10 protein-coding genes are annotated in these 13,683 nt (G+C 52.8%); 4 read left to right on the top strand and 6 right to left on the bottom strand.

What is annotated here, in order from left to right:
• Window positions 1–3: 3 nt before the first annotated feature.
• The gene (gene nagA / locus LZP96_RS03715) at window positions 4–1,152 is read right to left on the bottom strand and encodes an N-acetylglucosamine-6-phosphate deacetylase (RefSeq protein WP_064325317.1); all 1,149 of its coding nucleotides are present in this window, start codon (window positions 1,150–1,152) and stop codon (window positions 4–6) included.
• Between the two features lie 54 nt (window positions 1,153–1,206).
• Window positions 1,207–2,007, bottom strand: a complete 801-nt coding sequence (gene nagB / locus LZP96_RS03710) for a glucosamine-6-phosphate deaminase (protein WP_064325318.1) — start codon at window positions 2,005–2,007, stop codon at window positions 1,207–1,209.
• Between the two features lie 325 nt (window positions 2,008–2,332).
• Between nagB and nagE the strand changes: the two genes are divergently transcribed.
• Together nagE and glnS are read left to right on the top strand one after the other, a co-directional pair.
• Entirely contained in the window at window positions 2,333–4,282 is a 1,950-nt protein-coding gene (nagE, locus tag LZP96_RS03705; protein ID WP_064325319.1) for a PTS N-acetyl glucosamine transporter subunit IIABC, read from the top strand.
• A gap of 169 nt (window positions 4,283–4,451) precedes the next feature.
• Entirely contained in the window at window positions 4,452–6,119 is a 1,668-nt protein-coding gene (glnS, locus tag LZP96_RS03700; protein WP_064325320.1) for a glutamine--tRNA ligase, read from the top strand.
• A 43-nt stretch (window positions 6,120–6,162) separates the two neighbouring features.
• On the opposite strand, the gene LZP96_RS03695 is transcribed toward glnS, so the two are convergent.
• From LZP96_RS03695 to LZP96_RS03685, 3 genes are read right to left on the bottom strand one after another with little or no spacing between them, the layout of a single operon-like run.
• A complete protein-coding gene (locus tag LZP96_RS03695; RefSeq protein WP_064325321.1) occupies window positions 6,163–7,455 on the bottom strand; it encodes an ABC transporter substrate-binding protein in 1,293 nt (430 codons plus the stop codon).
• Complete coding sequence (locus LZP96_RS03690; RefSeq protein ID WP_064325322.1) at window positions 7,452–9,593, bottom strand: ADP-ribosylglycohydrolase family protein; 2,142 nt, start codon at window positions 9,591–9,593, stop codon at window positions 7,452–7,454. The genes LZP96_RS03695 and LZP96_RS03690 overlap by 4 nt, the downstream gene beginning before the upstream one ends.
• A gap of 29 nt (window positions 9,594–9,622) precedes the next feature.
• Window positions 9,623–10,624 carry a LacI family DNA-binding transcriptional regulator gene (locus LZP96_RS03685; protein ID WP_064325323.1) on the bottom strand — a complete coding sequence of 334 codons (1,002 nt, stop codon included), beginning with the start codon at window positions 10,622–10,624 and terminating at the stop codon, window positions 9,623–9,625.
• Between the two features lie 523 nt (window positions 10,625–11,147).
• Between LZP96_RS03685 and chiP the strand changes: the two genes are divergently transcribed.
• Both chiP and chiQ read left to right on the top strand, forming a co-directional pair.
• Entirely contained in the window at window positions 11,148–12,545 is a 1,398-nt protein-coding gene (gene chiP, locus LZP96_RS03680; RefSeq protein WP_064325324.1) for a chitoporin ChiP, read from the top strand.
• A 45-nt stretch (window positions 12,546–12,590) separates the two neighbouring features.
• Complete coding sequence (gene chiQ / locus LZP96_RS03675; protein ID WP_064328085.1) at window positions 12,591–12,920, top strand: ChiQ/YbfN family lipoprotein; 330 nt, start codon at window positions 12,591–12,593, stop codon at window positions 12,918–12,920.
• A 155-nt stretch (window positions 12,921–13,075) separates the two neighbouring features.
• On the opposite strand, the gene fur is transcribed toward chiQ, so the two are convergent.
• Window positions 13,076–13,522, bottom strand: coding sequence for a ferric iron uptake transcriptional regulator (gene fur, locus LZP96_RS03670; protein WP_064325325.1), 447 nt, complete (start codon window positions 13,520–13,522; stop codon window positions 13,076–13,078).
• Window positions 13,523–13,683 lie beyond the last annotated feature (161 nt).

The following is a 13,683-nucleotide window of genomic DNA, read 5'->3' as shown; positions in this document are numbered from 1 at the left end:
TGCTTACTCGGTGACGACCTCGTTACCATTAACGATGGTCTTAATGATTTTATAATCACGTGTGAACGCGGTGAGGTTAGCAATTTTACCCGGCGCGATAGCGCCCAGCTGTTTTTCGACGCCAATCGCACGAGCCGGATAGAGCGTTGCCATGCGCAGCACTTCATCCAGTGCAATGCCGCAATGTTCCACCAGGTTGCGCACCCCTTCAATCATCGTTAAAGAAGAGCCGCTCAGCGTACCGTTCTCATCCACACACAATCCATTATGGTAGTATATTGTTTTACCAGCAAAAATGAACTGTTCTATATTCGCCCCGGCCGGTGCCGTTGCGTCGGTGACCAGGCACAGCTTGTCGCCTTTCAGGCGTTTGGCGTTGCGAATGTTAGCGTAATCAACGTGCATGCCGTCTGCGATGATGCCGCAATACCAGTCTGGCTCATCAAAAATCGCCCCGGCAAGGCCAGGTTCACGGCCCGTAATGTAAGGCATGGCGTTAAAAAGATGCGTCGCAAACGTAATACCCGCGCGGAAACCGGCCTTCGCTTCTTTCAGCGTGGCGTTAGAATGTCCGGCTGAAACGACAATACCTGCCGCAGCAAGTTGAGTAATGACCTCGGGCGCAACCATTTCCGGTGCCAGGGTCACTTTGGTGATCACATCGGCGTTAGCACAGAGGAAATCAACCAGTTCGGCATCAGGCTTGCGCACGAAGTCAGGATTGTGGGTGCCTTTCTTGACGATGTTGAGCCATGGCCCTTCAAGGTGCAGACCCAGCGCCTGATGCGGATGTTTTGCCAGATAGTCGCGCATCACCCGCACGCCTTGCTTCATCAGGTCGTCGCTGGTGGTGATAAGCGTAGGCAGATAGCTGGTGCAGCCCGATTTCTCGTTGGCTTTTTGCATGATTTCCAGCGTTTCTACGGTGACCGCCTCTGCGGTGTCATTGAACTGCACGCCGCCACAGCCGTTAAGCTGAACGTCGATAAAACCGGGGGAGATGATGGCTCCATTGAGTGAGCGCTGCTCAATTCCCGACGGCAGTTCTGCCAGCGGACAAACTCGTTCAATCAGGCCATCAGCGATAACAATCGCGTGGTCATCCAGAATTTCATGGCCGGTATAAATCCGACCGTGGGTTAATGCATACATAACGACCCCCGGTTTAAAAATCGTCCGCCTCTTCGGGAAGAGGCGGCTATTTACTTACAGACCTTTAATATTTTCTGCTTCTAACTCGTTGAAGTATTTCAGCGTTTTAACTTTCAGTTCCATAGTGGACGGCTCGTCGCAGACGACAACGGCTTTCGGATGCAGCTGCAGGCAGCTGATGGTCCACATGTGGTTCACGTTGCCTTCAACCGCTGCCTGCAACGCCAGGGCTTTCACATTGCCCAGCACCAGAATCATCACTTCTTCCGCATCCAGCAGCGTGCCGACGCCCACGGTCAGCGCGTATTTTGGCACCTGATTAACATCACCATCAAAGAAGCGGGAGTTTGCCACGCGGGTGTCATGGGTCAGCGTTTTAATACGCGTACGGGACGCCAGAGAAGACGCCGGTTCGTTAAAGGCGATGTGACCATCGTTACCGACGCCGCCCATAAAGAGATTAATTTTGCCGTAAGAACGGATTTTTTCTTCGTACTGACGGCATTCTGCGTCAATATCAGGCGCATTTCCATTCAGCAAGTTAATATTTTCAGGTTGAATATCAACGTGATCAAAGAAATTACGGTGCATAAAGCTATGGTAGCTTTCCGGATGTTCCTTTGGCAGGCCGACATATTCATCCATGTTGAACGTAACAACATGCTTAAAGCTAACCTGGCCCGCTTTATGCATTTCAACCAGTGCCTTATAGGCGGTCAGCGGCGTGCCGCCGGTTGGAAGACCCAGAACGAAAGGACGATCGGCGGTTGGCTTGAACGCATTGATGCGGTTAACGATATGACGTGCGGCCCATTTACCGACCTGTTCAGCTGTTGCCAGGGGAATCAGTCTCATTGTTCACCTCTAAGTTAACGTAAAAAAGGGGGCGGATAGCGTGCCTGAAACTGAATTAAGCGTAACCTGGATCACGGGAATCAGGGTCAATCCGTCTTGATTTTTTGAATGATAAAATAAGTTTTCGCTCTTAGCCAGTCCGGAGGAGGGTTAATAACGATATTTGGTGACAAAACTCACAAAAAATACGTGTTTAATTTGCGATACGAATTAATTTTTCACACACTCACAATGCCAGTGAATCATCCACTGAATTGATAAGTTGTAACACTATAAAAACGCAGCTGAGAACGTGCCTTAAACGGGGTCTCATAGGGGGAATAAGATGAATATTTTAGGTTTTTTCCAGCGACTAGGGCGGGCCTTGCAGCTCCCTATCGCTGTACTGCCGGTGGCAGCGCTGTTGCTGCGATTTGGGCAGCCCGATCTTCTTAATGTGCCGTTTATCGCGCAAGCGGGTGGCGCAATCTTTGATAACCTGGCGCTGATCTTTGCCATCGGTGTGGCCTCCAGCTGGTCGAAAGACAGCGCAGGTGCGGCAGCGTTAGCGGGTGCCGTAGGTTACTTTATCCTGACCAAAGCGATGGTCACCATTAATCCGGAAATCAACATGGGTGTGCTGGCCGGTATCATCACCGGTCTGGTTGGTGGTGCTGTCTACAACCGTTGGTCCGGTATCAAACTGCCTGATTTCCTGAGCTTCTTCGGTGGCAAACGCTTTGTGCCGATTGCGACAGGCTTCTTCTGTTTAATTCTGGCGGCGATTTTTGGCTACGTCTGGCCGCCGGTTCAGCATGCTATCCATGCAGGCGGCGAATGGATCGTGTCTGCGGGAGCACTGGGTTCAGGCATCTTTGGCTTCATTAACCGTCTGCTGATCCCAACGGGTCTGCATCAGGTTCTGAATACCATTGCCTGGTTCCAGATTGGCGAATTCACCAACGCAGCCGGCGCCGTCTTCCACGGTGACATCAACCGCTTCTACGCGGGTGACGGCACTGCGGGTATGTTCATGTCAGGCTTCTTCCCAATCATGATGTTTGGTCTGCCTGGTGCGGCGCTGGCGATGTACTTTGCTGCGCCAAAAGCACGTCGCCCAATGGTGGGCGGTATGCTGCTGTCCGTCGCGATCACGGCCTTCCTGACCGGTGTTACCGAGCCGCTGGAATTCCTGTTCATGTTCCTGGCTCCGCTGCTGTATCTGCTGCACGCGGTGTTGACCGGTATCAGCCTGTATGTCGCCACGCTGCTGGGCATCCACGCTGGCTTCTCGTTCTCTGCGGGCGCCATTGACTACGTTCTGATGTACAACCTGCCAGCGGCAAGTAAAAACGTCTGGATGCTGGTGGTAATGGGTCTGGTCTTCTTCGCCATTTACTTCGTTCTGTTCTCTGCGGTCATCCGCATGTTCAACCTGAAAACCCCAGGTCGTGAAGATAAAGACGATGAGATCGTTAGCGAAGAAGCAAACAGCAATACGGAAGAAGGCTTAACCCAGCTGGCGACGAATTACATCGCGGCAGTGGGCGGTACCGATAACCTGAAAGCGATTGACGCCTGTATTACCCGTCTGCGTCTGACGGTGGCAGATTCTGGCCGCGTCAGCGATGCCATGTGTAAGCGCCTGGGCGCTTCCGGCGTGGTGAAACTGAACAAACAGACCATTCAGGTCATTGTGGGTGCAAAAGCGGAATCCATCGGCGACGAAATGAAAAAAGTCGTTGCACGTGGTCCGGTTGCGGCGGTGTCGGCGGATAGCGCACCGGCAGCGGCGGCTCCGGTTGTGAAACCTCAGGCCGTGCCTAACGCAATCACCATTGCTTCACTGGTTTCCCCTGTGACCGGCGAGATTGTTGCGCTTGAACAAGTGCCAGATGAAGCCTTCGCCAGTAAAGCGGTTGGCGACGGTGTGGCGGTGAAACCAACGGAAAAAACCGTTGTCTCCCCGGCAGCCGGTACCATTGTGAAAATCTTCAACACCAACCACGCATTCTGTCTGGAAACGGAAAAGGGCGCGGAAATCGTTGTCCACATGGGTATCGATACTGTTGCGCTTGGCGGCAAAGGCTTTACCCGTCTGGTGGAAGAGGGCGCTGAAGTGGTGGCAGGCCAGCCGGTCCTCGAAATGGATCTGGACTTCCTGAACGCCAATGCGCGCTCCATGATTAGCCCGGTCGTTTGCAGCAACATCGACGACTTCAGCGGCCTGGTCATGCAGGCGAAAGGTCAGGTCGTTGCGGGCCAGACGCCACTGTACGAGATTAAAGGCAAGTAATCGCTCCTGAGTAGAGTCATGCCTTCAGCGGCGGGGATAATTCTCCGCCGCTTTTTTTTGCAGCAAATATCCCCATTATTTACCTCAGGGACGTTTTAAGGGTTGTCACTGCGTCCGGCTTATAAGATCATATGCCGTTATACGTTATTTACGCCTTGAGGAATCCACGATGAGTGAGGCTGAAGCCCGCCCGAGTAACTTTATTCGTCAGATCATCGATGAAGATCTGGCCAGTGGTAAGCACACCACAGTTCATACCCGTTTCCCGCCGGAGCCAAACGGCTACCTGCACATTGGTCACGCGAAATCCATCTGCCTCAATTTTGGTATCGCGCAAGACTATCAGGGGCAGTGCAACCTGCGTTTCGATGACACCAATCCAGCAAAAGAAGACATCGAATACGTAGAATCCATCAAGCACGACGTGCAATGGCTGGGCTTCAACTGGTCTGGCGACATCTGCTACTCCTCTGATTACTTCGATCAGCTGTTTGCCTATGCGGTTGAGCTTATCAATAAAGGTCTGGCGTATGTCGACGAGCTGTCTGCAGAAGAGATCCGCGAATACCGCGGCACGCTGACCGCACCGGGTAAAAACAGCCCGTACCGCGATCGCAGCGTAGAAGAGAACCTGGCACTGTTTGAAAAAATGCGTGCGGGCGGCTTCGAGGAAGGTAAAGCCTGCCTGCGTGCTAAAATCGACATGGCCTCACCGTTCATCGTCATGCGCGATCCGGTGCTGTACCGTATAAAGTTCGCTGAACACCATCAGACCGGCAACAAGTGGTGCATCTACCCGATGTACGACTTCACCCACTGCATCAGCGATGCGCTGGAAGGCATTACCCATTCACTGTGTACCCTTGAGTTCCAGGATAACCGCCGTCTGTACGACTGGGTTCTGGATAACATCACGATCCCTGTGCATCCGCGTCAGTACGAATTCTCTCGTCTGAATCTGGAATACACCGTGATGTCCAAGCGTAAGCTGAATCTGCTGGTGACGGACAAGCACGTAGAAGGCTGGGATGACCCGCGTATGCCGACCATTTCCGGTCTGCGTCGTCGTGGCTATACGGCGGCGGCTATCCGTGAATTCTGTAAGCGCATTGGCGTGACCAAGCAGGACAACACCATTGAGATGGCCTCTCTGGAATCCTGTATTCGTGAAGATCTGAACGAAAACGCCCCGCGTGCGATGGCAGTGATCGATCCGGTTAAGCTGGTTATCGAAAACTACCCGCAGGGTGAAAGCGAACGCGTTACCATGCCTAACCATCCGTCCAAACCGGAGATGGGCAGCCGTGACGTGCCGTTCAGCGGTGAGATCTGGATCGATCGTGCTGACTTCCGCGAAGAAGCCAACAAACAGTACAAGCGTCTGGTCATGGGCAAAGAAGTCCGTCTGCGTAACGCGTACGTGATCAAAGCGGAACGTGTTGAAAAGGATGCCGACGGCACCATTACAACCATCTTCTGCACCTATGATGCTGAAACGCTGAGCAAAGATCCGGCCGATGGTCGTAAAGTGAAGGGCGTGATCCACTGGGTGAGCGCTGCGCACGCGCTGCCTGTTGAAATTCGTCTGTACGATCGTCTGTTCAGCGTACCTAATCCAGGCGCTGCAGAAGACTTCCTGTCGGTGATGAACCCGGAATCACTGGTGATTAAGCAGGGCTTCGCAGAGCCTTCGCTGAAAGCCGCAGAAGCAGGCAAAGCGTTCCAGTTCGAGCGTGAAGGGTACTTCTGTCTCGACAGCCGCTATGCAACGGCGGAAAAACCGGTGTTTAACCGCACTGTCGGTTTACGTGATACCTGGGCTAAAGCCGGCGAATAAGTTGCCAGCAGTAATGTAAACGCCGCATTGCGCGGCGTTTTTTTTAATGCTGTTGTATGAGCTCCTGTATGCGTTGCTGACTGCGTTCCAGCACCGGCGCTGCCTCTTTATTACCCACCGTCACCTGATTTACCATCTCACCCAGGATCGCCGATCCGGTAATATCACCCATTCGGGTAAAGTTCTTTTCGCCCACCGATCCAAAGACCTGCATGTTCGGGTACTGAGCGATTAACTGCGCGGGCAGGGTGCCAAAGACCTTTATCGCCGGGCTGTCTTTAAAAGCCGGGTTTTCAGCGACGGCTTTTGTGACCGGCAGCACGGCGCCCGGCGACATTAAGACCCACTCTGCGGCGTTCTGCGCCTGTTCCATAAAGGCGACAAATTTCCGGGACGCCTCGTTCTCTCGCGCCGTTTGACCAATCGTCATCGTTAATGAGGTAATGACCCCAAATACCGCGGGCGTTTTTTCAGTCGGAACAACAAAACCCAGATCCGCCAGCGTGCCCTCCTGTTGAATGGCCGGCAGGATATAGGTTGAATAGACAGCCATCGGTGCGGTGCCATTCATAAAGGCATCTTTAATTTCCATAACGTTATTTGAACCCGGCATGGTGCAGCGGGCCAGCTCACGGTAATAGTTCAGCGAGGCGAGCATCTCCGGCGAGTTGACGGTGACGTTGCCCTCTGCGTTAAAGACGTTGGCGTTATTTGACAGGGCGAACTGCGAAAACGTTTGTTCGCTCATCACGCTTTCCGCCGTCGGCAACGCGATGCCATATTTTTTATCCCGGGCATGGGTCAGCCTGCGTGCGGCATCCAGTAACTGTGCCCAATTTTTCGGTTCTTCAATCCCGGCATTCGCCAGAACCGATTTGCGATACCAGATCCCCTGAAGCCAGGCGCTAACGGGCACCCCGGTATAGCCCGTTCCGTCTTCAGTGCGTACCACGCGCAGCACGCCGTCATAAAAGGCATCCTCACCCAGCGTATTAATCAGCGTTTTTACCGCGTCATGGTCGATTAACTGCTCTTTATCCATCACTTTGGCGTAGTCATGGCTCACTTCGACAACGTCCGGCAGCGATCCTGAACGGGCAAGCGTGATGATTTTAGTGTTATAAGCATCTTCTTCCACCGGGACCTGCTTAACGGTGATTGACGGATTCTCTTTTTGAAAGCGGTCAATCAACTGGCTAATCACCGTCTGGCGCTCTTGCTCAACGGCCGAGTGCATAAATTCGATGGTGACCTGCTGTTCTTCGTCCTGTTTACATCCTGTTAGCAGCGCCACGGCGGTGAATAACGAGAGCAGTACTGTTGTAGATGGTTTCATTTAAAACTCCTTGTCATTAAATCCTGTTCCTTACAGCCTCCGTCGATATGGATAGCATCCGTGGATAACGCCCCGGCACAAATGAGTAACCCCACGCCGCCATCAGAGAATGCCTCAGGTTCCTTGTCCTCCACGCAGAGCCTTATTCCGTCTACGGTTGCAGCAATACGATGGCCCTTGACGGTAATATCAAACGCTACCGGTCTTTCAAATACATCCTGTATGGCCGCCTCGGCCAGAACGCGGGTGGTCTCGTCGCGCACGCGGATGAGCTGGACATGTCCGTCACGCAGAATACGTACCGTGTAGTAGCGCCTCATTCCCTGAACCCGGAAAGCCAGACCGCCGTAGTCGCCCAAATGTAAGGTGATTTCACTTTGCACGCGGTAGTCGGTCCACTGGCGGGTGCCGTGAATAATGAGGCCTTCCTCATACTCTTTTGAGATGCGAAAACTGGCTGGGTAGTGTCGGGAGAAGAGATCCACTCCGTTTACCCACGCCCGCCACCAGAAATTGTTCTCTCCGTTGGGCTTACGCAGCGTCAGTTCTGGCGCGCCATCCCAGCGCATACTGTCGATAAGGAGCTGCCCACAGGCAAAGGGCGCGTGGCTGCTGAGCGTGACGCCGACCTCTCCAATGGGCTGGCCTTTGCAGTCGGGTATCACCAGCGAGAGCGTGGCCGTATCGCCCGGTAAGAGTGTCCGGGCCTCGCCATAGCACGGCGTGAGGCAGTTATTTTCATCATAAACCCGGTAGCAGAGCTGAACGTTAAGCGACGCGGTGTTGCTGGCTGGAGCAATAACATCGGCCTGTAGCCGTTGACCTGGATAGATCAACGGCGTTGCCATAAGGTCGTAACTGCGCATGTCGACAATTTCGGGGGGCGTGAAAGTCTGTGTCGTGACGCTGGCATGAAGTCCCGGGGCCAGAGCGCGATAGCGGAGGCTCAGCATCTGTCGGCCATCGTGCGCCTCGTTGCCCACCTCTACCGGTGCGGCGTTTGTCTCATTCAGCCAGCGAAAACCCTGCACGCTCCCCGGCAGCGAGAAGTGATACTGCGCACCTGCTTTTTTTGGCTCAGGACGAGGCTGACCGGCAATTTGATGCCCCAGTCCAACCAGATAATCGGTGATGCGAACGGCGTTGTTAATAGAGAATCCGCCGTCTGCCGAGGAGATCAGCATCCTGTCCGCCAGCGGGCCGCGCCAGTCTGGCCCCTCGTCAATGCCCTTTAGCCCCAGCATGATGCCGGACAGGCACCCGACGTTTCCGGCATTACAGTCGGTATCCCAGCCAGACGTGTTAACAATGCACTGCGCCTGCTGGAAATTATCAGGCGCATACAGAATGGCCATAATCATCAGCGCATGGTTTGGGATCACATGACAGTTGCTGGGATATTTATGGTATCCATAGTGCTCTTCGATTTTTTCCCGCGTGACCTGCCAGTCGTTGTCTTCATACCGCCAGCGACGGACGTCGGCGACCAGCCGGGCGATAGCTGAGTTTTCGGGAATGACGGATAATCCACACTCAAGCAGCTTATCGATGTCCTGACACACAAAAGCCTGAGATTCCATTGCCGCCCAGAGCATCGCGGCATGGACGGATTCCCCATCATGGCTCACGCTGGCGGCTTTTTTTGCCAGCGTCGCCGCAAGCTGAGGTTGCCCTGGCGCCACTAATGCCCAGCTATCAATAAAAATTTGCGCGCCGATTTGCTCCGCAATGGTTTTACCGTTGGTTTCGATTGCCCCGCTCAGCGGGGCTGGAATACCTTTTTTGAGGTTCAGCCATGCGGTGTGTTCAGTGGAGTTACCATTGCCCCCCCACCAGAGGATGGTACGTTTATCGATAATGTAATTCAGCCAGCAGTGTCCTATCTGCTCCGACGTCAGATCCGGGGGCAGGGCATAATCTTCCAGCGCGCGAATAAAGGTAAACGTCCCTGCGACATCATCATCAGTAATGACCAGGGGGCGGTTGAATTTCTCATGAACGTAATACTGTACTGGACCCAGCTCCTGCATGATTTTTTGATAGGTCCAGCCTTCAAAGGGGCGGCCTAAATAGACGCCGATTAATTTTCCCAACACGCCTGCGTAAACCCGGGACTCATAATCAGAAGGTAATTCCATCTACACGTTCCTTTTCGTTTTGTTGGCCGTCAGGCCGATTCTCTTGCGATCAAACGCCAGGGCATGGCCGTCGAGCTACCCTGGCTGGAGGCGGCGCCAGCGTCCGGGGCCATCAGGATAGCCCCCGCCCGCTGGCCCAGTTGTTCCGGAAACTGCGCCAGGGTGGTCAGGGAAGGGGTCACTAACGCGGAGGCGGGAATATCATCAAAACCAATCACCGCAAGCTGGCCGGGTATAGCTATCCCTTTTTCTCTGGCCGCCCGCATCACGCCGATGGCCATTAAATCGTTAGCCGCAAAGAGCGCGTCCGGGCGCGCCGGTTGGCTGAAAAGCTGAATTGCCATCTGGTAGCCACTTTGCTCCGTAAAATCAGGACGTGTAAGAATGCGCGGCGGCAGGCCTGCTTGCTCCATGGCCTGCTGATACCCCTGTGCTCTGGCAGATTGCGGCCCGCCAGTGCCGGCGATCAACCAGATATTCTTATGGCCTTTACGCAACAGGTAGTCGACAGCTTCCCGGGCGGCGGCGACGTTATCAATAAAAAGGGTGTGGAGGGGTAAAGGACCGTTTTTTTTCTCCCCGGCTTCTATGCGCACAATCGGTATCCCGGCCTGTAAATAAGGTTCGAAATCCGCCATTCCGGCGTTAAAAAAGGTGCCGATCACCGCGTCTACCCGGCCCTGCGCGGCCCAGCGCAAAAAATGCAACTCTCGTTCCCGAAGACCATCCGTGCTGGCGACGACCACATCGTAGTGATGTTTATCCATCACGGACTGTACGCCGCGTATCAGTGAGGCATAAAAAGGGTTAGCGATATCCGGAATAATGCAGGCCACGGAGAGCGTTTTATTGGTTTTAAGCGCCTGAGCAAAACGGTTGGGAACATAACCCAGCTGTAATGCAGCCGCTTCGACGCGGTCGACCGTCTCCTGAGGGTACGCATGACTCCCTTTGTTCAGCACGACCGACACCACCGCCTGCGACACGCCGACAAGGTTTGCAACGTCCCGCTGTGTAACCCTTTTCTTCATATTTCTCTCAACTTATACGTATAACTGAGCCTTAAATAAATTGGCTCGGGTCATTAGTCAATAATAACCATCGAAAGAAAGGGGTTTTTGTGCGTGAAAAAGGATCGTTGTCACAGAATCAATAGCGGATCGTCAGGTCTGTCGCGGTGTGAAATATTTTGTTTGTGGAGCGAATTAATTGTACAGCGTTAACAATTAATTTTCTGAATGTATTAATGGGCTTTAATTTGTTTGATAAATATCAAAGCAATGAAACCGATTACATCTGCATGGAAAACAACAATTATTTTTCACTTTTCCTCATTTTCTCCCCATTCGCTGAAATGTAACAGAAGGAAATAGAATATGTGCAGTTGCTCATATTTTCACATTCCCGTTACAGAAATCTATTGATAATTCGCGTCGCGAAAAATAGTCTGTTCACTGTAGTCAGCGAGGTTTTTCTCAACGCTACTTTTTAATTTTATTTTTTTCGCTGTTTTCCTTTGGTAACAGCAATTTATATGTCAAAGAGGAACATTATATGCGTACGTTCAGTGGCAAACGTAGTGCGCTGGCGCTGGCTATTGCCTGTGTCACAGCAGTGTCGGGCTCCATCATCTCTCCCCAGGCTCATGCAGCAGGATTTATCGACGATTCAACGCTCACGGGCGGCATTTATTACTGGCAACGTGAACGTGACCGTAAAGATGTCACCGAAGACAAATACAAAACAAACCTCGCGCACTCCACCTGGAACGCCAACCTTGATTTCCAGTCGGGTTATGCGGCGGATATGTTTGGCCTGGATATTGCTGCCTTTACGGCCATTGAAATGGCCGAAAATGGCGACAGCGGGCACCCGAATGAAATCGCTTTCTCCTCCAGTAATAAAGCCTATAAAGAGGACTGGTCTGGCGATAAGAGCGGTGTCAGCCTGTATAAAGCCGCCGCGAAATTTAAATACGGTCCGGTTTGGGCGCGTGGAGGCTATATTCAGCCGACGGGGCAAACGCTGTTAGCGCCGCACTGGAGCTTTATGCCGGGCACCTATCAGGGTGCCGAAGCGGGCGCGAATTTTGACTACGGCGATGCCGGTGCGTTGAGCTTCTCCTATATGTGGACCAACGAATACAAAGCGCCGTGGCACATTGAGATGGACAAGTTCTATCAGAATGACAAAAAGACCAAAGTGGAATATCTCCACTCGCTGGGCGCGAAGTACGATTTCAAAAACGATCTGGTGCTTGAGGCCGCCTTTGGTCAGGCCGAAGGCTATATCGACCAGTACTTTGCCAAGGCAAGCTACAAATTTGATATCGTGGGCGGCCCGTTGACGACCTCTTATCAGTTCTACGGCACCCGTGATAAAGCCAGCAACGGCAGCGTCAACGATATTTATGACGGAACCGCATGGCTGCAGGCATTAACCTTCGGTTATAAAATCGGTCAGGTCGATCTGCGTCTTGAAGGCACGATGGTCAAAGCGGAAGGGCAGCAGGGCTACTTCCTGCAACGTATGACCCCAACCTACGCCTCGTCAAATGGTCGTCTCGATATCTGGTGGGATAACCGCTCTGACTTTAACGCCGATGGCGAAAAAGCCCTCTTCTTCGGTGCAATGTACGATCTGAAAAACTGGAATCTGCCAGGCTGGGCAGTCGGTGCATCCTATGCCTACGCATGGGACGCGAAGCCTGCAGATATGGCGACCCCGGATGCGTACTACGATCCTAACTACCGCCTGAAAGAGTCTTCCTACAGCCTGGACGCTATTTATACCCTGCAGGAGGGACGCGCCAAAGGCACGATGTTTAAACTGCACTTCACCCAGTACGACAACCACTCCGACATTCCTAGCTATGCGGGCGGTTACGGCAACATTTTCCAGGACGAGCGCGACGTGAAGTTCATGGTTATCGCCCCATTCACTATTTTCTGATAAACGGACCAGCGGGTAACGCCCGCTGGACGGGAGACTGTTATGATGAAAAAAATCGTCCTGATTGCCATGATGGCTACAGCGTTGACCGCCTGCGTGCAGCAGCCGGCCCCAAAAGAGGATTCACGTCTCAAAGAGGCCTATAGCGCCTGCATTAATACGGCCGAAGGGTCGCCTGAAAAAATAGAAGCCTGTCAGAGCGTGCTCAATGTGCTTAAGAAAGAGAAGACGCATGAGCAGTTCGCCACGCAGGAAAATGTACGGGTAATGGATTATCAGGCCTGCATTCAGGCGCGTAAAACGGGTAACGATCAGGAAGTGGCCACACGCTGCGATAAGATTTGGCAGGAGATCCGCAGCAACAATAGCCACTGATAAACGACCTGAACGCCCGGTGACGTTGCGCTGACCTGCCTGTGGGAGCAAACCTCTGCAGGCCCGGTTAAGGCAGCGTCACCGGGCTTTTTTTGCTTAACGTCAGGCATAAAAAAAGCCAACCTGTCGGCTGGCTTACACTCTGTCAAAACACCTTATTTGGTGTCGTGCGCATGTTCGTTTTCGCGGCAATCACCCTCAGCACAGTGACCGTAAAGGTACAGGCTGTGGTTGGTGAGACGGATGCCATGACGCGTGGCAATCTCACGCTGACGCGCTTCAATGGAATCATCGCTAAATTCGATCACTTTGCCGCAATCCAGGCAAATCAGGTGGTCGTGGTGATGCTGCTGTGTCAGTTCAAAAACGGATTTGCCGCCTTCGAAATTGTGGCGGGTGACAATGCCGGCGTCATCAAACTGGTTCAAAACACGGTATACGGTCGCCAGCCCAATCTCTTCACCCATGTCAATCAGGCGCTTGTATAAGTCTTCCGCACTGACATGATGATTGTCTGGCCCTTGCAGAACTTCCAGGATTTTTAAACGAGGAAGCGTAACTTTCAGGCCAGCTTTCTTTAATGCGGTATTGTTGTCAGTCATGCGGAATCTGTCCTGTTGCTAAACGATTCACTTCAAACGAAGAAGTGACAGAAAATGCACTTGGGATAATGCGTCTCATTATAGAACTGCCATGGGTAAATGAAAACTGCAAGTCTCAAGCAAAGTATGCTTATAAAAACGTGGTACCGCCAACAAAGTTG

The sequence above is a fragment of the Huaxiibacter chinensis genome (assembly GCF_022171985.1).
GTDB classification, from domain to species: domain Bacteria; phylum Pseudomonadota; class Gammaproteobacteria; order Enterobacterales; family Enterobacteriaceae; genus Enterobacter; species Enterobacter chinensis_A.
Note: the sequence above shows the minus strand (reverse complement) of the source record. Positions and strands in the feature narration are given on the sequence as shown.

Bases quoted from the DNA above. Each gene is read 5' to 3' on its own strand.
- chiQ (WP_064328085.1), top strand. From the start codon at position 12,591: ATGAAAAAAATCGTCCTGATTGCCATGATGGCTACAGCGTTGACCGCC.
- glnS (WP_064325320.1), top strand. From the start codon at position 4,452: ATGAGTGAGGCTGAAGCCCGCCCGAGTAACTTTATTCGTCAGATCATC.
- fur (WP_064325325.1), bottom strand. From the start codon at position 13,522: ATGACTGACAACAATACCGCATTAAAGAAAGCTGGCCTGAAAGTTACG.
- nagA (WP_064325317.1), bottom strand. From the start codon at position 1,152: ATGTATGCATTAACCCACGGTCGGATTTATACCGGCCATGAAATTCTG.
- nagB (WP_064325318.1), bottom strand. From the start codon at position 2,007: ATGAGACTGATTCCCCTGGCAACAGCTGAACAGGTCGGTAAATGGGCC.
- nagE (WP_064325319.1), top strand. From the start codon at position 2,333: ATGAATATTTTAGGTTTTTTCCAGCGACTAGGGCGGGCCTTGCAGCTC.
- LZP96_RS03690 (WP_064325322.1), bottom strand. From the start codon at position 9,593: ATGGAATTACCTTCTGATTATGAGTCCCGGGTTTACGCAGGCGTGTTG.
- chiP (WP_064325324.1), top strand. From the start codon at position 11,148: ATGCGTACGTTCAGTGGCAAACGTAGTGCGCTGGCGCTGGCTATTGCC.
- LZP96_RS03695 (WP_064325321.1), bottom strand. From the start codon at position 7,455: ATGAAACCATCTACAACAGTACTGCTCTCGTTATTCACCGCCGTGGCG.
- LZP96_RS03685 (WP_064325323.1), bottom strand. From the start codon at position 10,624: ATGAAGAAAAGGGTTACACAGCGGGACGTTGCAAACCTTGTCGGCGTG.